Origin of the sequence: Phycicoccus sp. DTK01, assembly GCF_017312765.1 — a bacterium.
Classification (GTDB): Bacteria; Actinomycetota; Actinomycetes; order Actinomycetales; family Dermatophilaceae; genus Phycicoccus; species Phycicoccus jejuensis.
Window position 1 is genome coordinate 1 of the sequence record NZ_BOPU01000001.1, and the last position, 20,643, is coordinate 20,643.

Here is a 20,643-nt window from a genome sequence, read left to right on the forward strand (position 1 = left end):
TGGCCGCGGCCGCCGCGCCCGCGGCAAGGGCGAGGACGAGCAGGCGCCCGCCGCCGAGAAGGACACCGAGACCCCCGCCGCCGACGACGACGCCCCGGCCCGCGGTGGCCGCGGGGGTCGCCAGGCCGCCGACGACACCGAGGCCGAGGGCGACGGCGACTCCTCGTCGAGCCGCCGCCGTCGCCGCCGCCGCCGCGGGGGAGCGGGCGGCGAGGGCGACGACCCGCCCGGCATTGTCACCAAGGTCCGTGAGCCGCGCGCCGAGCGCGACGAGCCGACGGCCGTCAAGGGCTCGACCCGCCTCGAGGCCAAGAAGCAGCGCCGCCGCGAGGGCCGTGAGGCCGGCCGGCGCCGCACGATCATCACCGAGGCCGAGTTCCTTGCCCGCCGCGAGAGCGTCGAGCGGACGATGGTCGTCCGGGGCCGCGAGGGCCGCACCCAGATCGGGGTCCTCGAGGACGGCGTGCTCGTCGAGCACTACGTCTCCCGCGAGACCACCGCGTCGATGGCCGGCAACGTCTACCTCGGCCGCGTCCAGAACGTCCTGCCCTCGATGGAGGCCGCCTTCGTCGACATCGGCAAGGGCCGCAACGCCGTGCTCTACGCCGGCGAGGTCAACTGGGACGCCGCCGGGCTCGAGGTCAACCAGGCCAAGCGCATCGAGAACGCCCTCTCCTCCGGCGACACCGTCCTCGTCCAGGTGACCAAGGACCCGATCGGCCACAAGGGCGCGCGGCTCACCTCGCAGATCAGCCTGCCCGGCCGCTACGTCGTCTACGTGCCCGAGGGCTCGATGACGGGCATCTCGCGCAAGCTCCCCGACACCGAGCGCGCCCGCCTCAAGGCGATCCTCAAGGAGGTCGTGCCGGACGGCGCCGGCGTCATCGTCCGCACCGCCGCCGAGGGCGCGTCCGAGGCCGACCTCAAGGCCGACGTCGAGCGCCTCATGAAGCAGTGGGAGCGCATCGAGAAGAAGGCGGCGTCCGCCAAGGCGAAGAAGTCCGGCAGCGGGGGAGCGCCCGCGCTCCTGCACGGCGAGCCCGACCTCACCATCCGCGTCATCCGCGACGTCTTCACCGAGGACTTCTCCTCGCTCGTCGTCTCCGGCGAGAAGGCCTGGGGCGAGGTCAGCGAGTACGTCGAGGACGTCGCGCCCGACCTGGCCGCGCGCGTCTCGCGGTGGACCTCCGACGACGACGTCTTCGCGGCCCACCGCATCGACGAGCAGATCGCCAAGGCGATGGACCGCAAGGTCTGGCTGCCCTCGGGCGGCTCGCTCGTCATCGACCGCACCGAGGCGATGACCGTCGTCGACGTCAACACCGGCAAGTTCGTCGGCTCCGGGGGCAACCTCGAGGAGACGGTGACGAAGAACAACCTCGAGGCCGCCGAGGAGATCGTCCGCCAGCTCCGGCTGCGCGACATCGGCGGCATCATCGTCATCGACTTCATCGACATGGTGCTGGAGTCCAACCGCGACCTCGTGGTCCGGCGCCTGCTCGAGTGCCTCGGGCGCGACCGCACCAAGCACCAGGTCGCCGAGGTCACCTCGCTCGGCCTGGTCCAGATGACCCGCAAGCGCGTCGGCTCCGGCCTCATCGAGGTCTTCTCCGAGCAGTGCGAGCACTGCAGCGGGCGCGGCATCGTCGTCCACACCGAGCCGGTCGACCGCTCCGGCGGCGGCCACGGTGGCGGCAACGGCTCCGGCGGCGACTCCGGCCGCTCGTCGGGCCGCGGTCGCCGGGGCGGCAACGGGTCGTCGTCCGGTGGCTCCCCGCAGCCGGCCAAGGAGGCGCCCGCGCCCGAGCCCGCGCGCCCGGCCGGCGGCCCGACCGCCGCGCAGATCGCCGCGGCCGCCCACGCCGCCGCGCTCAAGCACACCGACCCGGCCGACGTCGCCGCGGAGATCGCCGCCGAGGTGGCGGCCGTCACCGCGCCCGACGCCGACCCGCAGCCGGTGGCCGAGCAGCCCGCCGAGACCGCCCCGGTGGCCGAGGCGCCCGCGCCCGTCGCCGAGCCGGCCCCGGCGCCCGTCGTCGAGGCCCCGGCCGCCGCGCCGGTAGTCTGGTGAGTCGGTGCGCCCACCGCGTCGGTGTCCCGTGTCGTCCACGGGGTCGCTACCGGCCGGTCGACCAGCGAGCGCGCCCGAACAGGAAGTGAGTACGTACCGTGTACGCGATTGTGCGCGCAGGTGGTCGCCAGGAGAAGGTCTCCGTGGGCGACACCCTGCTCATCGACAAGCAGACCGGCGTCGCCGGCGACAAGATCCAGCTGCAGCCGCTGCTCCTCGTCGACGGTGGGACCGTCACGAGCGACGCCGCGAAGCTCGCCAAGGTCACCGTGACGGCCGAGGTCGTGAAGGCCGCCAAGGGCCCGAAGATCACGATCCTCAAGTACAAGAACAAGACCGGCTACCGGAAGCGCCAGGGCCACCGCCAGCCGCTCACCCAGGTCAAGATCACCGCGATCGACGCCTGAGCACCTCGCTCGGACCTCACGGACAGGAACCACAGACATGGCACACAAGAAGGGTGCGTCCTCGACCCGCAACGGTCGTGACTCCAACCCCCAGTACCTCGGCGTCAAGCGCTACGGCGGCCAGGTCGTCAAGGCCGGCGAGATCATCGTCCGCCAGCGCGGCACCCACTTCCACCCCGGTGACGGCGTCGGCCGTGGCGGCGACGACACGCTGTTCGCGCTCGTCCCGGGTGCGGTGACCTTCGGCACCAAGCGCGGCCGCAAGACCGTCAACATCACGCCGGTGGAGACCGTCGCGGTGTGACGCCTCGCCGGGCCCCCGGGCCCGGCACCACGCACCACCCGAGGGGCGGGCCGCGATCGGCCCGCCCCTCGTCGCATCCCACAGTCAGGAGCCCCACCGCGATGGCGACCTTCGTCGACCGCGTCGTCCTCCACGTCTCCGCCGGCAACGGCGGGCACGGGGTGGCATCCGTCAAGCGTGAGAAGTTCAAGCCGCTCGGCGGTCCCGACGGCGGCAACGGCGGCCGGGGCGGCTCCGTGGTCATCGCGGTCGACCCGCAGGCCACGACGCTCCTCGACTACCACCACACGCCGCACCGCCGGGCCGAGAACGGCAAGCCGGGGGCCGGTGACGAGCGCAACGGTGCCGACGGCGCCGACCTCGTCCTCTCCGTCCCCGAGGGCACCGTCGTCAAGGGCGCCGACGGCGAGGTGCTCGCCGACCTCGTCGGCTTCGACGCCACCTACGTCGTCGCCCGCGGCGGCCGCGGCGGCCTGGGCAACAAGGCGCTCGCCAGCGCCCGCCGCAAGGCGCCGGGCTTCGCGCTGCTCGGCGAGCCGGGGGAGGCCCTCGACGTCGTCCTCGAGCTCAAGTCGCTCGCCGACGTCGCGCTCATCGGCTTCCCGAGCGCCGGCAAGTCCTCGCTCGTCTCCGTCGTCTCGGCTGCCCGCCCCAAGATCGCCGACTACCCGTTCACGACGCTCGTGCCGAACCTCGGTGTCGTGACGGCCGGTTCGGAGCGCTACACGATCGCCGACGTCCCCGGCCTCATCCCCGGCGCGAGCGAGGGCAAGGGCCTCGGCCTGGAGTTCCTCCGTCACGTCGAGCGCTGCTCGGTGCTCGTCCACGTCGTCGACTGCGCGACCCTCGAGCCGGGCCGCGACCCGATGACCGACCTCGACGTCATCGAGGCCGAGCTCGCCGCGTACGTCTCCGACGACAGCCTCGGCGGCCGCCCGCTGTCCGAGCGCACGCGCATCGTCGTGCTCAACAAGGCCGACGTGCCCGAGGCCCGCGACCTCGCCGAGATGGTCAAGCCGATGCTCGAGGAGCGCGGCCTCGAGGTGTTCGTCGTCTCCGCCGTCGCCCATACCGGCCTGCGGGAGCTGACCTTCGCCCTCGCGCGCCACGTCGCGCAGGCCCGCGCCGAGCTCGAGGCCGCCGTCGTCGAGCGGCCGCGCGTCGTCATCCGCCCGAAGGCCGTCGACGACAGCGGCTTCCACGTGCGCCGCGAGGACACGCCGGAGGGCGAGGTCTTCCGCGTCCTCGGGGACCGGCCGACGCGCTGGGTGCGCCAGACCGACTTCTCCAACGATGAGGCCGTCGGCTACCTCGCCGACCGGCTGAGCCGGCTCGGGGTCGAGGAGGCGCTGCTCAAGGCCGGCGCCGTCTCGGGCTCGACCGTCCTCATCGGCCCGCTCGAGGACGCGGTCGTCTTCGACTGGGAGCCGACGATGGCGAGCGGCGCCGAGCTGCTGGCCGGCCCGCGCGGCACCGACGTGCGCTTCGAGGACTCCGGGCGCAAGACCCGCGCCGAGAAGCGCGACGAGTTCCACGGTCGCAAGGACGCGCAGACCGCGGCCCGCGACGAGCTCGCCGCCGAGCGCCGCGCCGGCCACTGGGCCACGGCCCGGGACGAGGACTGACGCCCGTGCCCGCCACCGCTGCCGCCGCCCTGCGCCGTGCCGTGGGGGCGGGCCGCCGCCTCGTCGTCAAGGTCGGCTCCTCGTCCCTGACGAGCGCCGACGGCGGGCGCCTCGACCTCGACGCGCTCGGGGCGCTCGTCGACGTCCTCGCCGGGCGCCGCGCCGCCGGGCACCAGGTCGTGCTCGTGTCCTCGGGCGCCATCGCCGCCGGCATCGGTCCGCTCGGGCTGGACCGGCGCCCCACCGACCTCGCGACCCAGCAGGCCGCCGCGTCGGTCGGCCAGGGTGCGCTCGTCGCGGCCTACCAGGGGGCCTTCGCGAGGCACGGCCTGACCGTGGGCCAGGTCCTGCTCACCGCCGACGACACGACCCGCCGCAGCCACTACACGAACGCCCGGCGCACCCTCGAGCGGCTGCTCGAGCTCGGCATCGTCCCGATCGTCAACGAGAACGACACGGTGGCCACGCAGGAGATCCGCTTCGGCGACAACGACCGCCTCGCCGCGGTCGTCGCCGACCTCGTGGGCGCCGACGGGCTCGTCCTCCTCACCGACGTCGACAGCCTCTACGACGGCCCGCCGTCGAAGGGCGGCTCGCAGCGGGTCCCCCTCGTCGCGACGGACGCCGACCTCGAGGCCGTGACGATCGGCGGCACCGGATCAGCGGTCGGCAGCGGCGGGATGGTGACCAAGGTCGAGGCCGCGGGCATCGCCGGCGCCGCGGGCATCCCGACCCTCCTGACCCGGCTCGCCGACGTCGCCGCCGGCCTCGAGGGCGCCGACGTGGGCACCGTCTTCGCGCCGGCCGCCGCGACGCGGGCCTCGCGCAAGCGCTGGCTGGCCCACGCCACGTCGGCCAAGGGGCGGCTGGTCATCGACGACGGCGCCGTCACCGCGGTGACCGAGCGTCGCACCTCGCTCCTGCCGGCCGGCATCACCGAGGTCGTCGGCTCGTTCGCCGCGGGCGACCCGGTCGACGTCTGCGCCACGGACGGCCGCGTCATCGCCCGCGGGCTCGTCACCTACGCCTCGACGGAGCTGCCGCGGCTGCTCGGCCGTTCGACGCGCGACCTCGCCCGGGAGCTCGGCCCGGGGTACGAGCGCGAGGTCGTCCACCGCGACGACCTCGTCGTCCTCTGACCCCAAGAGTCACGCGCGTATCGGGTCACCCGATACGACCGCGCTGTACCCCGGAACCGTTCCGGGGTGAAGCGCAGCTGTATCGGGTCACCCGATACGCGTGAGGTGCGTGATGCGGCGCGGGGCGGGTCAGCGGATGCGCTCGACCTCGAACTGCATCCGCGGGTGCGCGATCTCCTCCTGGCTCTGGACGAGCTGGAGCTCGCGCCGGCCGGAGTCGAGGGTGCGCTGCAGCAGGTCGAACACCGACGACACGGTGCGTCCGAGCGCGACGCCGGCGTCGCCGGTCTCGAGCAGGTGCGCCGTGAAGAGCGCCGCCGTCACGTCGCCCGACCCGTTGGCCTTGAGCGGCAGGTGCGGGGTGCGGACGATCCACGCGCCGTCCTCGTGCACCGCGAGCATCTCGATGGTGTCCTCGGGACGGTCGGGCCGCAGCACCGACGTGACGAGCACGGTCGAGGGGCCCATCGCCCGCGCGGCCTCGACGGAGGCCAGCGTCGAGTCGAGGTCGCCTGGCTCGGTCTCGGTGAGGAAGCCGAGCTCGAACTGGTTCGGCGTGATGAGGTCGGCCTGCGGGACGACCTTCTCGCGCAGCAGGACCGGGATGGCCGGGTGCACGAAGCAGCCCGACTTCGCGTTGCCCATGACCGGGTCGCAGGCGTAGATCGCCGAGGGGTTGGCGGCCTTGGTGCGCGCGACGGCGTCGAGGACGACCTCGCCGATCTGCTCGCCGCCCTGGTAGCCCGACAGCACCGCGTCGACCTCGCCGAGGGCCTCGCGCTCCTCGATGCCGGTGACGACCTCGCGGACGTCCTCCGGCGGCATGAGCGGGCCGCGCCACGCGCCGTAGCCGGTGTGGTTCGAGAAGTGCACCGTGTGGACGGGCCACACCTCGACCCCGAGCCGCTGCAGGGGGAACACCGCCGCGGAGTTGCCGACGTGGCCGTACGCGACGGAGGACTGGATGGACAGGATCGTCGTCACGCCCTCCATCCTGTCACCGTCCCGCCCGCCGGAAGTGCCGCGACCCCCGTCGGGGGCCGGGCCTACCCTTGGCGCATGTCCGACCGCACCGCCACCGGGGCCGACCAGGGGCCCAGCGCCGTCGTCGTCGAGCAGGTCCGCGTCCTCGCCGAGGCCGCCCGTACCGCCTCTCGCCGTCTCGCCCTCCTCTCACGCGCCGAGAAGGACGCGGCCCTCCACGCGCTCGCCGACGCCCTCGACGCCGCCACCGACGAGGTCGTCGCCGCCAACGAGCGCGACCTCGCCCGCGGACGCGAGCACGGGATGCCCGAGAGCCTCCAGGACCGGCTGCGCCTGGACCCGCCGCGCGTCGCGGCCGTCGCCCAGGCGCTGCGCGACATCGCCGCGCTGCCCGACCCGGTCGGCGAGGTCGTGCGCGGCTCGACGCTGGCCAACGGGCTGCAGATCCGCCAGGTGCGGGTGCCGATGGGCGTCGTCGGGATGATCTACGAGGCCCGGCCCAACGTCACCGTCGACGCCGCCGGCCTCGGCCTGAAGTCCGGCAACGCGGTCATCCTGCGCGGCGGCAGCGCCGCGGCCGAGACCAACCGGGCCACCGTCGCCGTCCTGCGGGCCGCGCTCGAGCGCCAGGGCCTGCCCGCCGACGCGGTGGCCCTGCTCGACGGCGGCCACTCGGTCGTCACCGCGCTGATGACGGCCCGCGGTCTCGTCGACCTGCTCATCCCGCGCGGCGGCGCCGACCTCATCCAGGCCGTCGTCACCGGCTCGACCGTGCCCGTCATCGAGACCGGCATCGGCAACTGCCACGTCTACGTCGACGCCGCCGCGGACCTCGACAAGGCCCTGGCCATCGCGGTCAACGCCAAGACGCACCGCCCGAGCGTCTGCAACGCGGCCGAGTCGCTGCTGGTCCACCGCGCCGTCGCCGACGCCTTCCTGCCCAAGGCGCTCGCCGCGCTCGCGGCCGAGGGGGTCGTGCTGCACACCGACGAGCGCGCCTCGGCCGGCGCGCGGGCGGCCGGGGTGGCCCACGACGCCGCCACGGACGAGCACTTCGCCACGGAGTTCCACGGCCTCGAGATGTCCGTCGGCGTCGTCGACGACCTCGACGCCGCGCTGACGCACATCCGCCGGTTCGGCTCCGGCCACACCGAGGCCATCGTCACCGAGGACCGCGGGGCCGCGCGTCGCTTCACCGCCGAGGTCGACGCCGCCGCGGTCATGGTCAACGCGAGCACCCGCTTCACCGACGGCGGCGAGTTCGGGTTCGGGGCCGAGATCGGCATCTCGACGCAGAAGCTGCACGCCCGCGGGCCGATGGCCCTGCCCGAGCTGACGTCCACCAAGTGGGTCGTCGAGGGGGACGGTCAGGTCCGCGTCTGACCCGAGGCCGCCGTGCGGGGGAGCGGACGCTCCTCGTCTCCGCGCGCGGCGTCCTGCTCGAGGCTGTCGTGCGCGACGAAGTACGCCGGGCGCGCCTGGAGCGCGGAGTAGGTCCGCCCCACGTACTCGCCGAGGATGCCGAGCGCGAGCAGCTGGACGGCGCCGACCGCCGCGACGATGACGACGGTCGAGGTCCAGCCGGGGAGGGTGTTGCCGAGCAGCATCGCGACGAGCGCGTAGACGAGGACGACGAGCGCGGCGAGGCCGCCGAGCAGCCCGAGCCAGGTCGCGAAGCGCAGCGGGGCGATCGAGAAGCCGGTGACCGCGTCGACCGAGAGCCGGATCATCTTGGCCAGCGGGTACTTCGACTCGCCCGCTGCGCGAGGGGCCCGCCGGTAGCCGACCGAGGCGCTGGGGAAGCCGAGCGCCGGCACGACGAGGCGCAGCACCCGGTTGCCCTCGGGCAGGGCGTTGACCGCCTCGACGGTGGCGCGGGACATCAGCCGGAAGTCACCGGCGTCGACGTGCGCGTCGACGTCGGACAGGGCCCGGATGGAGCGGTAGAAGGCGCGGGCGGTCAGGCGCTTGAAGGCGGTGTCGCTCGAGCGGTCCTCACGCACGCCGTAGACGACGTCGACGCCCTCGGTGCGCGCCACGCGGAGCATCTCGCCGATCGTCTCGGGCGGGTCCTGGAGGTCGGCGTCGATCGTCACGACGTAGTCGCCGCGGGCCAGCGACAGCCCGGCGGAGATGGCGGCCTGGTGCCCGGAGTTGGCCCGCAGGCGCACGACGCGCAGCTGCGGCCACTCCCGGCGCAGGCGCTGGAGGAGGACCGGCGTGGCGTCGGTCGAGCCGTCGTCGACGCAGAGGACCTCGTAGGAGACGCCCCAGGACTCGGCGAGGGGGCGCAGCCGCTCGACGAACAGCGGCAGCACCTCCTGCTCGTCGTACATCGGCACGACGACCGTGAGGACGGGGGAGAGCGGCATGCCATTCAGGGTAGAGGCCGAGCCCGTGCGGGACCTGTGCCTCGCCGTGATCCGCCTGTGCGTGCGCGCGGAAGGCGAAGGGCCCCCGAGTATGAGATTCGGGGGCCCTGCGCCGGCGGCCGTGCCGCCGGTCGGACTCGAGCCGGTCAGTCCCCACGGCGAACCGCACAGAGGTGCCACGCGACGGTGGCGCCGTCCCCGAGGGGACGGTCTTCGACTCCGGGCCGTCGGCCGCAGCACCCGCGCCGTCGCGCGCGGCATCCGTCCCCCGAGAGGTCCGGATGTTCCGGACCGGGCGGACCCGGACCGGGAACGGCGTGCCGTTATCCGATCGACCCACCCCCGGGACGACCTCGGACCGTAGGCCTTGCCGGACCTCGGCCGCCGAAGGGGCGTGCGACTGTTCTAGTCCCCGGACGGGTGGGTGTGCAACCGCTTCGCCGGCCTTTCCGTCGGCGTCCCACCCCGCGGCCCCGTCGTCCACAGGCAGCGGTGCGGGGAGCGCCGCTCGTGCACACCCCTGTGGACGAAATCCGTGGACAACGGGGACGGTACGCTGTCCCTCATGTCGAGCACCGCGTTCCTGATCGCCGCCGAGGAAGCCCACCGCGAGCTCCCCATCCCGCCGTGGATGATCGGGATCATCGCGCTGCTCACCTTCGCCTTCCTCCTCGGGGTCACCTGGTCCTTCCGCGGGACGCACAACAAGTACGCCCGTCCCGAGTACGGCGACGGCACCCCCGCCGGCAGCCGCACGGCCACCGGCGACGCCGGCGCGCACGAGGACACGCACTGGCCCGAGCACCCGGGGCACCACTGAGCGACCGCCCGGTGCGCCTCGGGGTGATGGGCGGGACGTTCGACCCCGTCCACCACGGCCACCTCGTCGCCGCCTCCGAGGTCCAGACGCTGCTCGGCCTCGACGAGGTCGTCTTCGTCCCCACCGGCCAGCCGTGGCAGAAGGACGCGCGGGAGGTCTCGCCCGCCGAGCACCGCTACCTCATGACCGTCGTGGCGACCGCCTCGAACCCCGGCTTCACCGTCTCCCGCGTCGACATCGACCGCGAGGGACCCACCTACACCGTCGACACCCTCCGTGACCTGCGGGCCCAGCGCCCCGATGCCGAGCTGTTCTTCATCACCGGCGCCGACGCCCTGGCCCAGATCCTGTCGTGGAAGGACGCGGACGAGCTCTTCGAGCTCGCCCACTTCGTCGGCGTGACGCGCCCCGGGTACGTCCTCAGCGAGCTGGGGCTGCCGGGGGAGCGCGTCACCCTCCAGGAGGTGCCCGCCATGGCCATCTCCTCCACCGACTGCCGGGACCGGGTCCGGGCCGGCCAGCCGGTCTGGTACCTCGTCCCCGACGGCGTCGTCCAGTACATCAGCAAGTACCACCTCTACCGAGGAGCACCGTGACCGCGTCCGACCGTTCGCTCGAGCTCGCGAAGGCGGCCGCCACCGCGGCCTCCGACAAGCTCGCGACCACCATCTCCGGCATCGACGTCTCCGAGCAGCTCGCGCTGACCGACGTCTTCGTCATCGTCTCCGCCGAGTCCGAGCGGCAGGTCGGCTCGATCGTCGACGAGGTCGAGGACGTCCTGCGCGAGCGCGGCGTCAAGCCGATCCGCCGCGAGGGCCAGCGCGAGGGCCGCTGGGTCCTCATCGACTTCGGCGACATCGTCGTCCACGTCCAGCACGACGAGGAGCGCGAGTTCTACGAGCTCGAGCGCCTCTGGCGCGACTGCCCCGCCCTCGACCTCGGTGTCGTCGGCACCGAGCAGGGCGGCCGGTGAGCCCGGACGGGCTCGGCCCGCGCCGGCTCGTCGTGCTGCGGCACGGCGAGACGACCCACAACGCCGCCGGCATCTGGCAGGGGCAGCTCGACAGCCCCCTGTCCGCGCTCGGTGAGCAGCAGGCCGCGGCGGTCGGTCCGGCCCTCGCGCCGCTGCGCCCCTCGCGCGTCGTCACCTCCGACCTCCAGCGCGCCCGGCGCACCGGCGAGAGCGTCGCGCGCGCGTGCGGCGTCCCGCTCGTCGAGGACGCCCGCTTCCGCGAGATCCACGCCGGTGCCTGGCAGGGCCTGACCAACGACCAGGTCACCGAGCGCTGGCCGGAGGAGCGCGCCGCCGTCCTGCGCGGCGAGGACGTCCCCCGCGGCGGCGACGGCGAGTCGATGGCCGACGTCGTCGCCCGCGTCGGTGAGGGCCTGCAGGCGCTCGTCGGCTCGATGGCGGCGGGGGAGTGCGTCGTCGTCTCGACCCACGGCGCCGCCGGTCGGGCCGCCGTCGCGTGGCTGCTCGGGCTCGAGCAGGAGCTCGCCTGGCGGGTGCTCGGCTCGCTCGGCAACTGTCACTGGGCCGAGCTCGTCGAGGGCCGTCAGGGCTGGCGGCTGCAGGCCTGGAACGCCTCCTCCGGGGCGCCGTCACGGCCCGGGACCTCGCCCCCGTGAGGCCGATTTGGGAGTGGGGCACCGCGTCTGTAAACTTCACGACGCCCCCTCGGGGGAACACCCACTCGGGGCTGTAGCGCAGTTGGTAGCGCACCTCCATGGCATGGAGGGGGTCAGGGGTTCGAATCCCCTCAGCTCCACCAGTGGAACCAGGACGGGCCGGCGACATGCCGGCCCGTTCCTGCGTCTCCGGGCCGGTTCATCCGCCGGATTCGGGGCGTTCCCCGGAACGGAACGCGCTTGTCTTGACACGTTCAGGAAAAGTCGGCAGGGTGGCAGGCATGGCAGCCGACACGGACCTCCCCGGGATGCTCCGTGACGCCGGTCTGCGGGTCACCCGGCCGCGGCTCGAGGTCCTCGCCGCCGTCCACGCCCACCCGCACGCCGACACCGGAAGCATCCTGCGGGCCGTCCGCGGCCCGCTGCCCGCCGTGTCGCACCAGGCCGTCTACGACTCGCTGCACGCGCTGACGCAGGCCCGCCTCGTGCGCGCCTTCCAGCCCGCCGGCTCCGTCGCGCGCTACGAGGCGCGCGTCGGCGACAACCACCACCACGTCGTGTGCCGCACCTGCGGCGCCGTCGCCGACGTCGACTGCGCCGTCGGCGAGGCCCCCTGCCTCACGGCCGACGACGACCACGGCTTCGCGATCGACGAGGCCGAGGTCGTCTACTGGGGCACCTGCCCCGACTGCGCCGCGGCCCGGCCCGCCTGACCCCCGACCACCCGACCCGCACCAGCACCACCCACCGAAACAGGAGATGGACTGACGTGACCGACCAGCAGCAGGGCGTGACCGCGCAGGGCAGCGAGAGCGAGAACCCGGCGATCGACGCTCCCACCCCGAAGAAGGGCGCCCCCCGCACCAACCAGGACTGGTGGCCCAACCTGCTCGACCTCTCGGTCCTGCACACCAACAGCCCGAAGGGCAACCCGCTCGGCGCCGACTTCGACTACGCGCAGGCCTTCTCCGGCCTCGACGTCGACGCGCTCAAGGCCGACCTCGTCCAGGTGATCCGCACCTCGCAGGACTGGTGGCCGGCCGACTACGGGCACTACGGCCCGCTCTTCATCCGGATGAGCTGGCACGCCGCCGGCACCTACCGGGTCGAGGACGGCCGCGGCGGTGGCGGGCGCGGCCAGCAGCGCTTCGCGCCCCTGAACTCCTGGCCGGACAACGCCAACCTCGACAAGGCCCGTCGTCTGCTGTGGCCGGTCAAGCAGAAGTACGGCCAGGCGGTCTCCTGGGCCGACCTGCTCGTCCTCGCCGGCAACGTCGCGCTCGAGGACATGGGCTTCGAGACCTTCGGCTTCGCCTTCGGCCGCACCGACGTCTGGGAGCCCGAGGAGGTCAACTGGGGCACCGAGGACACCTGGCTCGGCGACGAGCGCTACAGCGGCGACCGCGAGCTCTCCAACCCCCTCGGCGCTGTGCAGATGGGCCTGATCTACGTCAACCCGGAGGGCCCCAACGGCGAGCCCGACCCCGTCAAGGCGGCCCGCGACATCCGTGAGACGTTCAAGCGGATGGCGATGAACGACGAGGAGACCGTCGCGCTCATCGCCGGCGGCCACACCTTCGGCAAGACCCACGGCGCGGGCGACCCCGACCTCGTCGGCACCGAGCCCAACGGCTGCCCGGTGCACGCGATGGGCCTGGGCTGGAAGAGCGAGTACGGCTCCGGCAAGGGCATGGACGCCATCACCTCGGGCCTCGAGGTCACGTGGACCCAGAAGCCGACCGAGTGGTCGAACCTGTACTTCGACAACCTCTTCGGCTACGAGTGGGAGCTCGTCAAGAGCCCGGCCGGTGCGTGGCAGTGGGAGGCCAAGGACGCCGAGAACTCGGTCCCGGACCCCGACGGCACGCCCGCGCGCCGCAAGCCGACGATGCTCACGACCGACCTGTCGCTGCGCTTCGACCCGGAGTACGAGAAGATCTCGCGGCGCTTCCACGAGAACTTCGAGGAGTTCCGCCTCGCCTTCGCCAAGGCCTGGTACAAGCTGCTCCACCGCGACATGGGCCCGGTCGACCGCTTCCTCGGCCCGTGGGTGCCCGAGGCGCAGCCGTGGCAGGACCCGGTGCCCGCCGCGTCCGGCGAGGCGCTGACCGACGCCGACGTCGCGGACCTCAAGGAGGCCCTGCTCTCCTCCGGCCTCACCGTGCAGCAGCTCGTCAAGACGGCGTGGGCCTCGGCGGCCTCCTTCCGGAAGACCGACATGCGCGGCGGCGCCAACGGTGCCCGCATCGCCCTCGAGCCGGCGCGCTCGTGGGAGGTCAACGAGCCGGCCGAGCTCGCCTCGGTGCTCGAGGTCCTCGGTCGGGTCAAGAGCGACTTCGACGGCAAGGGCGGGCGCACCGTCTCGCTCGCCGACCTCATCGTGCTCGGCGGCTCCGCCGGCATCGAGAAGGCGGCGCGCGACGCCGGCCGCGAGGTCACCGTGCCGTTCACGCCGGGCCGCGCCGACGCGACGCAGGAGCTGACCGACGTCGAGTCGTACTCCTACCTCGAGCCGCGTGCCGACGGTTTCCGCGGCTACCTGCGCCACGAGGAGAAGATCGCGCCGGAGGGGCTGCTGCTCGACCGCGCGAACGTCCTCGGGCTCTCGGCGCCGCAGATGGTCGCGCTCGTCGGTGGCCTGCGCGCCATCGGGGCGACGTACGGCAACACCTCGGTGGGCGTGCTGACCCGGCGTCCCGGGCAGCTGACCAACGACGTCCTCGCGGCGGTCCTCGAGCCGGGTGTCACATGGAGCACCTCGCGCGACACCGCGAACGTCTACGACAGCAGCGACGGCCGCCAGGCGACCGCGGTCGAGCTCGTGCTCGGCTCGCACCCGCAGCTGCGGGCCATCGCCGAGGTCTACGGCAGCGCCGACGGCGAGCAGCGCTTCGTCGACGACTTCGTCGGCGCGTGGGTCCAGGTCATGGAGAACGACCGCTTCGACCTGCACCGCTGACCTGCACCGCCGACCCCCACGGGGTCCCGCACGAACGCCGCGGCCCGGTCCTCCTGCACGGAGGGCCGGGCCGCGGCGTTCGTGGTGCGGAGGTCGGTCAGCCCGGCCAGACGCCGCTCGTGCCGCGCCGGTGGCTGCCGAGCAGGTGGGTGTCGACGATGCCGACGGCCTCCATCAGGGCGTACATCGTCGTCGGGCCGACGAAGACGAACCCCTTGCGCTTCAACGCCTTCGAGAGGGCGAGGGACTCCGGCGAGCTCGTGGGCACCTCGGCCGGGGTCTGCGGGCGGGGGGTGTCGGCCGGCCGGAACGACCAGACGAAGCGGGCGAGGTCGCCGTCGGGGTCGTCGCGCAGGTCGAGCGTCGCGCGCGCGTTCGTGATCGTCGCGAGCACCTTGGCGCGGTTGCGGACGATGCCCGCGTCGGCCATCAGCCGGGCGACGTCGTCGTCGCCGTAGCGGGCGACCACCTCGGGGTCGAAGCCGTCGAACGCCGCCCGGAAGGCGGGCCGCTTGCGCAGGATGGTCGCCCACGACAGCCCCGACTGGAACGCCTCGAGCGAGAGGCGCTCGAACAGCCCGCGCTCGTCGCGCACCGGCATGCCCCACTCGGTGTCGTAGTAGTGCTGCAGCAGCGGGTCGCTCGCGGCCCAGACGGGACGCGCGAGCCCGTCGTCGCCGACGACCGTGCCGGCGTCGCTCACGAACGCCTCAGCGTGATGATCGGCACCTCCGGCGGCGCGAGCACCCGGACGGCCGGCCCCCAGGCGCCGGCGCCGCGCGAGGTGATGACCCGCGTCCCGGCGACCGTCGCCTCGCCGTCGACCATCGGCTGCTGGAGCGGCACGAGGTAGCGGATCGGCCACAGCTGCCCGCCGTGGGTGTGCCCCGACAGCTGGAGGTCGACCCCGCGGCCCTCGACGGCGAAGGCCTGACGCGGCTGGTGCGCCGCGTAGAGGGTGAAGCCGGCGGCGTCGACCCCCGAGAGGGCGGCGTCGGGGTCGGGCGTGAACGGGCCGGTGCCCGAGTAGTCGTGGACGCCGGCGAGGGTGATCGACGCCCCGTCACGCTCGAGCGGCGTGTGCTCGTTGGCGAGGACGGTCAGCCCGAGGCGGCGGAACTCGTCGACCCAGTTGGCGGTGTCGCGGTACATCTCGTGGTTGCCGGTCGTCACGTACACGCCGAGCGGGGCCTCGAGGTCGGCGAGCGGCGCGATCTCCTGGCGGTAGCGGGCGGCGGTGCCGTCGACGAGGTCACCGGCGATGACGACGACGTCCGGCCGCTGGGCGTTGACGAGGTCGACGACCGTGCGGGTGAACCCGGCGCTGCGGACGGCGCCGGCGTGCAGGTCGGTGAGCAGCGCCACCCTGGCCCCGTCGAACTGGGCGGGCAGCTCGGGGGAGGCGACCTCGAAGGCCGTGGCCGAGGGGTGCGAGGCCTCCCAGGCGCCGTAGCCGGTCAGGCCGACGGCGAGGGCGGCGACGAGCGGCGCGGCGACCCGGTTGAACCGGCGCCGGGCGTCGCGCCCGTGGTCGTGGCGCCACCGCAGCAGCCAGATCGCGCCGCTGACGAGGGCCACCGGCACGAGGCCGAGGAAGAGGTAGAGGCACGTCGCGAGGAACGCGGCGCCGGTCCAGGCGACCGGCCGCATCGTCCCGGCGCTCCACGCGCCGCCCCAGACGTCGAACTGCTCCAGCACCGCCGCGACGAGGGCCGCGAGCACCAGCGCGAGCAGCCACGGCACCCAGCGCCGGCCCCAGCGCGGGGCGACGGCCAGGCGGTGCCAGACGAAGGCCAGGAAGCCTCCGAGGACGACGACGGGGACGAGCGCCGCGAGGGCGCTCATGCGCCGTCCGGTGACGCCGGGGCGGGGGCGGCGAGGGCGGCGCGCACGTCACCGGCGAGGTCGGCCGGCTCGGTGTTCGGGGCGTAGCGCTTGACGACCGTGCCGTCCCGGGCGACGAGGAACTTCGTGAAGTTCCACTTGATGCGCCCGCCGAGCAGGCCCTTCTTCTCGGACTTCAGCCACTCGAAGAGCGGGTGCGCGTCGTCACCGTTGACGTCGACCTTGCCGAACATCGGGAAGGAGACGCCGTAGTTCATCTGGCAGAACTCGCCGATCTCGTCCGAGCTGCCCGGCTCCTGCGACCCGAACTGGTTGCACGGGAAGCCGAGCACGACGAAGCCCTCGTCCTTGAGCTCGTCGTAGAGGGTCTCGAGACCGGCGTACTGCGGGGTGAAGCCGCACTTGCTCGCGGTGTTGACGACGAGCACGACGTCGCCGGCGTACGTCGACAGGGGGCGCTCCTCGCCGGTGAGCGTGGTGGCGGTGAAGTCGGAGAGGGTGGTCATGTCGTTCATCGTCGCACGCGGCCCTGAGCACGTTCCGGGGTGCGCGGCAACCCTCGACGCACGGCGCGCCGACGGCGGGCCTAGCCTGAGCGAGTGTCACCGGACCCGATGCGACCGCCCCCGCTCGACGTCGACGTGCTGGTCGTCGGCGCCGGCATCTCCGGCATCGACGCCGCCTGCCGGCTGGCGACCGAGCGGCCCGAGCTGACCTGGGCGGTGCTCGAGGCGCGCGAGGCGACCGGAGGCACGTGGGACCTCTTCCGGTATCCCGGCATCCGCTCGGACTCGGACATGTACACGCTGGGCTTCCCGTTCCGGCCGTGGCGCGGTCGCCGCTCGATCGCGCCCGCGTCGGAGATCCTCGAGTACGTCCGGGCGACCGCCGACGAGTACGGCGTGACCGAGCGGACGCACCTCGGGCAGCGGGTGACGCGGCTCGCGTGGTCCTCGGACGAGGAGCGGTGGACGGTGACCGCGCGCCGGTCCGACGGGGAGGTGCTCGAGCACCGGGCGCGCTTCGTGCACCTGGCGACGGGTTACTACGCGTACGACGCGGGGCACGTCGTCGAGTTCCCGGGCCGGGAGTCGTTCGGTGGCGAGGTCGTGCACCCGCAGCACTGGCCGGAGGGGATGCCGGTCGCGGGCCGGCGCTTCGTCGTCGTCGGCAGCGGGGCCACGGCCATCACGCTCGTGCCGGCGCTCGTCGAGCAGGGCGCGGCGCACGTGACGATGCTCCAGCGCAGCCCGAGCTACGTCGCCGCGCTGCCGGGCGCCGACCGGGTGGCCGACGTCGCGCGCCGCGTGCTGCCCGCGCGGGCGGCGCACCATCTGGTGCGGGGCAAGAACGTGGCGCTCGCGACGGCCAGCTACCAGGCGCTGCGGCGGTGGCCGACGGCCGGGCGGAAGGTCCTGCGCAAGCGGCTGCAGGAACGGCTGCCCGCCGGGTACGACGTCGACACGCACTTCTCGCCGCGTTACGACCCGTGGGACCAGCGCGTGTGCGTGGCGCCCGACGGGGACCTGCTCGACGTGCTGTCGGGGGAGCGGGCCGAGGTCGTCACCTCGACCGTCGACGCGTTCGTCCCCGAGGGTGTGCGGACCGGGGACGGCCGGGTGCTGCCGGCCGACGTCGTCGTCACCGCCACCGGGCTGCGGCTGGAGCTCGCCGGGGGAGCGGAGCTGGTCGTCGACGGGGAGGTCGTCGACGTGCCGTCGTGTCACGTCTACAAGGGCTGCATGCTCTCCGAGGTGCCCAACCTGTTCCTCGCGGTGGGCTACACGAACGCCAGCTGGACCCTGCGCGCCGACCTCACGGCGCGGTGGATGTGCCAGCTGCTCGGTCACCTCGAGGACCGGGGGCGGACCGTCGCGGTGCCGCGGTGGGACGGCTCCGGCGGGGAGGACCGGCCGCTGCTCGACCTCACGTCGGGGTACGTGCGGCGGGGCGCGCACCTGCTGCCGCGGCAGGGGTCGCGCCGTCCGTGGCGGGTCGTGCAGAGCTACGCGTACGACGTCGCGACGACCCGCTGGGGGCGCCTCGACGACGGGGTGCTCGAGACGCGCTGAGGGTCTCGTCGCATCGTCAGGCGGCGTCCGGGGCCGGGCGGGTGCGCGCGGTCCGGCGTGGGCGACGGACCGGCCGCTTGATCGGGCGGTCGGCGAGCTCGCGCAGGAGCACACGCAGGTGGTGGCGCTCGTCGTCCTCAAGGGCGATGAGCGCGGCGTCGAGGAGCTTCCCGACGTCCTGCTCGACGCGCGCGACGAGCCGACGGCCCTCGTCGGTCGCGACCGTGCGGCGGGTGCGGAAGTCGCGCCATCCCGGTTCGCGACGGACCAGGCCGTGGGCGGCAAGGGTGGTGAGGAGGCGGCTGACGGCGGCCTCGGAGCGCCCGAGGTACTCGGCGAGGTTGACCCCGTCGGAGGGCTTGGCGACGACCCGGCGGAGGGCGTCGAACCCCTCGGGGGTCAGGACCGGGGAGATCTCCTCGAGGAGCCGGGCGAGGTCGCGGTCGAGCTGGGCGCTCGCCTGGCGCAGCAGCGCCGGGAGGTGGAGCGGGTCGTCGGCGTCCGGGCGCTCCCAGCGGCGTGGACCGTCGGCCCGGACGCCGTGGCGCAGCGCGAGGTGCTCGTGCAGGCGCAGCCAGGGTGCGTGCTCGGCGGTGTCCTCGGGCGGGATGCCCCGGCGCGTCGTCCACGACAGGCGGCCCCGGGCGACGCCGGGCGCGGGCGTCGGCGGCCCGGGTTCTGCGACGTCGAGCGCCGGCGGTGATGTCGTCGGCGGCTCGCTCGTCGGCGGCGGTCCTGCAGGTTGCCCGCTCGCGCCGGCCCCGCTCGCGCCGGCCTCACTCGCACCTGGCTCGTCCATCGGTCTCCTCCGCTCCGTGGGGACGACACCGATCCTGCCCGCCCGGCCCCGGCCGCCGCGGGCGTCATCCACAGGCCCCGGAATCCTGAGAGCGACCGGTCGACAGGTGCTCTCCCAGCCTCCTGCCACCGCGGAAGGTTTACCTTCCAGCCGCAACCATTTGCTTGCCTCCGCAACCACATCCCCGCACAGCGGAAGGGAGACCTTCCCGGATGAAAGGGAAACCTTCCGCCATGACAGGGAGACCTTCCGCGGTGCAACCACATGCTTGCGGGTGGAAGGTAAACCTTTCGTGGTGGAAGGGAAACCTTCCGGAGAGGCAGGAGGCTGGGAGAGCACCTGTCGACCGGTCGCTCTCAGGATCGGCGACGAGCCGGTCCGCGGTTCCGCTGGCCGACGGCCCGCCCCGCCGCTGGCAGGATGCGGCCGTGCTCGCCGTCGCCGCCGTCCTCACCGCCGTCGTCGGGCTCGCCGACTGGTGGGCGGTCGCCACGCAGCGCGCCGGCGTCGAGCGGTGGGCCAAGCCGGCGGTCATGGTCGGCCTCGTGGCCGTCGCGCTCGCGGCCGGCGCCCTCGACCACCCCGCCGGCCCGGCCCTGCTCGTCGCGCTCGTCCTCGGCGGGGTCGGCGACGTCCTCCTCCTCGACGACTCCGAGCCACGCTTCGTCGCGGGCCTCGCGGCCTTCCTCGTCGGCCACCTCGCGTACGTCCTCGCTTTCGTCCGGGACGGCCTCGACCACCCGGCGCTCGCCGCGGCCGGCGCCGCCACCGTCGCGGTCGCGCTCGTGGCCGGCCGGCGCATCCTCCCCGCCGCGACGCGCGACGGGGGAGCAGGGCTCGGCGCCGCGGTCGGCGTCTACATGGCGGTCATCGCGGCGATGGCGGTGACGGGATGGGCCACCGGCAGCCCGCTCGTCGCCGCGGGCGTCACGCTCTTCGTCGTCAGCGACACCCTGCTCGCGCTCGACCGGTTCGTCACCCCACGTCCCGGGGCGCGCCTCGCCGTCATCGTCACCTACCACCTCGCGCAGGCGCTCATCGTGGCCGGCCTGCTCGTCTAGGAATACCCTCAGGGGGTATCTCGTTGTCGCCATCATGAGCACCCACGCACACGCCCACCACGGCCCGACGAGCTGGGGCGACGCGGCCTCCGCGACGCTGCACTGCCTCACGGGCTGCGCCATCGGTGAGGTCGCCGGGATGGTCATCGGCACCGCCTTCGGCCTCGGCACCGGCTCGGTCGTGGTCCTGTCCGTCGTCCTCGCGTTCGCCACCGGCTACGCCCTGACCGTCCGCTCGGTCCGCGCCGCCGGCCTGGCGCTCGGCACCGCCCTCGGGGTGGCCTTCGCCGCCGACACCGTCTCCATCCTCGTCATGGAGGTCATCGACAACGGCGCGATGGTCCTCGTCCCCGGCGCGATGGACGCCGGCCTCGGCACCGTCCTCTTCTGGGTCTCTCTCGCCGGGTCGCTCGCGCTGGCCTTCGTCGTCACGGTCCCGGTCAACCGCTGGCTGATGAGCCGGGGCCGCGGCCACGCCGTCGTCCACGCGATGCACTGACCCGGGCGTCCCGGCAGCGGCCCACCGCCCTGCGGTACCCTGAGCGCGTGCCGAGGC

Annotated in this window: 21 protein-coding genes and 1 tRNA gene; 16 read left to right on the forward strand and 6 right to left on the reverse strand. The window is 73.9% G+C overall.

Features of this window, described 5'->3' with window-relative positions:
* From J3473_RS00005 to proB, 5 genes are all read left to right on the forward strand, one after another.
* Nucleotides 1–2,071 (forward strand): Rne/Rng family ribonuclease (locus J3473_RS00005; RefSeq protein WP_207021390.1); only part of this gene is annotated, 2,071 nt, incomplete at its 5' end.
* Between the two features lie 98 nt (nt 2,072–2,169).
* Complete coding sequence (rplU, locus tag J3473_RS00010; RefSeq protein ID WP_207021391.1) at nt 2,170–2,478, forward strand: 50S ribosomal protein L21; 309 nt, start codon at nt 2,170–2,172, stop codon at nt 2,476–2,478.
* Nucleotides 2,479–2,515: 37 nt separating this feature from the next.
* Nucleotides 2,516–2,782, forward strand: a complete 267-nt coding sequence (gene rpmA / locus J3473_RS00015) for a 50S ribosomal protein L27 (RefSeq protein ID WP_030528061.1) — start codon at nt 2,516–2,518, stop codon at nt 2,780–2,782.
* 101 nt (nt 2,783–2,883) lie between these two features.
* Nucleotides 2,884–4,407 carry a GTPase ObgE gene (gene obgE, locus J3473_RS00020; RefSeq protein ID WP_207021392.1) on the forward strand — a complete coding sequence of 508 codons (1,524 nt, stop codon included), beginning with the start codon at nt 2,884–2,886 and terminating at the stop codon, nt 4,405–4,407.
* A gap of 5 nt (nt 4,408–4,412) precedes the next feature.
* The gene (gene proB / locus J3473_RS00025) at nt 4,413–5,546 is read left to right on the forward strand and encodes a glutamate 5-kinase (RefSeq protein WP_207021393.1); all 1,134 of its coding nucleotides are present in this window, start codon (nt 4,413–4,415) and stop codon (nt 5,544–5,546) included.
* A gap of 129 nt (nt 5,547–5,675) precedes the next feature.
* Here the strand turns inward: proB and pdxY are convergent, their stop codons facing one another.
* Complete coding sequence (gene pdxY, locus J3473_RS00030; protein ID WP_242525589.1) at nt 5,676–6,530, reverse strand: pyridoxal kinase PdxY; 855 nt, start codon at nt 6,528–6,530, stop codon at nt 5,676–5,678.
* A gap of 75 nt (nt 6,531–6,605) precedes the next feature.
* Here pdxY and J3473_RS00035 point away from each other — a divergent pair, with 75 nt between their 5' ends.
* On the forward strand, nt 6,606–7,913 hold the full coding sequence (locus J3473_RS00035; RefSeq protein ID WP_207021394.1) for a glutamate-5-semialdehyde dehydrogenase: 1,308 nt from the start codon (nt 6,606–6,608) through the stop codon (nt 7,911–7,913).
* Here the strand turns inward: J3473_RS00035 and J3473_RS00040 are convergent.
* Nucleotides 7,898–8,902 carry a glycosyltransferase family 2 protein gene (locus J3473_RS00040; protein WP_207021395.1) on the reverse strand — a complete coding sequence of 335 codons (1,005 nt, stop codon included), beginning with the start codon at nt 8,900–8,902 and terminating at the stop codon, nt 7,898–7,900. The genes J3473_RS00035 and J3473_RS00040 overlap by 16 nt on opposite strands.
* Before the next feature lie 565 nt (nt 8,903–9,467).
* Here J3473_RS00040 and J3473_RS00045 point away from each other — a divergent pair.
* The 7 genes from J3473_RS00045 (at nt 9,468) to katG (ending at nt 14,310) form a co-directional block, all read left to right on the forward strand.
* Nucleotides 9,468–9,722, forward strand: coding sequence for a hypothetical protein (locus tag J3473_RS00045; RefSeq protein ID WP_207021396.1), 255 nt, complete (start codon nt 9,468–9,470; stop codon nt 9,720–9,722).
* 11 nt (nt 9,723–9,733) lie between these two features.
* Entirely contained in the window at nt 9,734–10,318 is a 585-nt protein-coding gene (gene nadD, locus J3473_RS00050) for a nicotinate-nucleotide adenylyltransferase (protein ID WP_256437909.1), read from the forward strand.
* Complete coding sequence (gene rsfS / locus J3473_RS00055; RefSeq protein WP_030528069.1) at nt 10,315–10,695, forward strand: ribosome silencing factor; 381 nt, start codon at nt 10,315–10,317, stop codon at nt 10,693–10,695. Before nadD ends, rsfS begins: the two co-directional genes overlap by 4 nt.
* Nucleotides 10,692–11,351 carry a histidine phosphatase family protein gene (locus tag J3473_RS00060; protein ID WP_207021397.1) on the forward strand — a complete coding sequence of 220 codons (660 nt, stop codon included), beginning with the start codon at nt 10,692–10,694 and terminating at the stop codon, nt 11,349–11,351. Before rsfS ends, J3473_RS00060 begins: the two co-directional genes overlap by 4 nt.
* Nucleotides 11,352–11,418: 67 nt before the next feature.
* A tRNA-Ala gene (locus J3473_RS00065) sits at nt 11,419–11,494 on the forward strand.
* A gap of 138 nt (nt 11,495–11,632) precedes the next feature.
* Nucleotides 11,633–12,064, forward strand: coding sequence for a Fur family transcriptional regulator (locus J3473_RS00070; protein ID WP_030528071.1), 432 nt, complete (start codon nt 11,633–11,635; stop codon nt 12,062–12,064).
* A gap of 56 nt (nt 12,065–12,120) precedes the next feature.
* Nucleotides 12,121–14,310 (forward strand): catalase/peroxidase HPI, encoded by a 2,190-nt coding sequence (katG, locus tag J3473_RS00075; RefSeq protein ID WP_207021398.1) that lies wholly within the window; start codon nt 12,121–12,123, stop codon nt 14,308–14,310.
* Between the two features lie 97 nt (nt 14,311–14,407).
* On the opposite strand, the gene J3473_RS00080 is transcribed toward katG, so the two are convergent.
* Genes J3473_RS00080 through J3473_RS00090 form a run of 3 tightly spaced genes read right to left on the reverse strand, consistent with a single transcriptional unit; the run spans nt 14,408 to nt 16,661 of the window.
* The gene (locus tag J3473_RS00080; protein ID WP_207021399.1) at nt 14,408–15,013 is read right to left on the reverse strand and encodes a DNA-3-methyladenine glycosylase I; all 606 of its coding nucleotides are present in this window, start codon (nt 15,011–15,013) and stop codon (nt 14,408–14,410) included.
* Entirely contained in the window at nt 15,010–16,155 is a 1,146-nt protein-coding gene (locus J3473_RS00085; RefSeq protein WP_207021400.1) for a metallophosphoesterase, read from the reverse strand. Before J3473_RS00085 ends, J3473_RS00080 begins: the two co-directional genes overlap by 4 nt.
* Nucleotides 16,152–16,661, reverse strand: coding sequence for a glutathione peroxidase (locus J3473_RS00090; protein WP_207021401.1), 510 nt, complete (start codon nt 16,659–16,661; stop codon nt 16,152–16,154). The genes J3473_RS00085 and J3473_RS00090 overlap by 4 nt, the downstream gene beginning before the upstream one ends.
* A gap of 93 nt (nt 16,662–16,754) precedes the next feature.
* Between J3473_RS00090 and J3473_RS00095 the strand changes: the two genes are divergently transcribed.
* A complete protein-coding gene (locus J3473_RS00095; RefSeq protein WP_242525590.1) occupies nt 16,755–18,227 on the forward strand; it encodes an NAD(P)/FAD-dependent oxidoreductase in 1,473 nt (490 codons plus the stop codon).
* A 16-nt stretch (nt 18,228–18,243) separates the two neighbouring features.
* On the opposite strand, the gene J3473_RS00100 is transcribed toward J3473_RS00095, so the two are convergent.
* A complete protein-coding gene (locus J3473_RS00100; protein ID WP_207021402.1) occupies nt 18,244–19,026 on the reverse strand; it encodes a MarR family winged helix-turn-helix transcriptional regulator in 783 nt (260 codons plus the stop codon).
* A 428-nt stretch (nt 19,027–19,454) separates the two neighbouring features.
* Here J3473_RS00100 and J3473_RS00105 point away from each other — a divergent pair, with 428 nt between their 5' ends.
* Nucleotides 19,455–20,087, forward strand: a complete 633-nt coding sequence (locus J3473_RS00105) for a lysoplasmalogenase (protein ID WP_207021403.1) — start codon at nt 19,455–19,457, stop codon at nt 20,085–20,087.
* Nucleotides 20,088–20,121: 34 nt separating this feature from the next.
* A complete protein-coding gene (locus tag J3473_RS00110) occupies nt 20,122–20,586 on the forward strand; it encodes a DUF4396 domain-containing protein (RefSeq protein ID WP_207021404.1) in 465 nt (154 codons plus the stop codon).
* Nucleotides 20,587–20,643 lie beyond the last annotated feature (57 nt).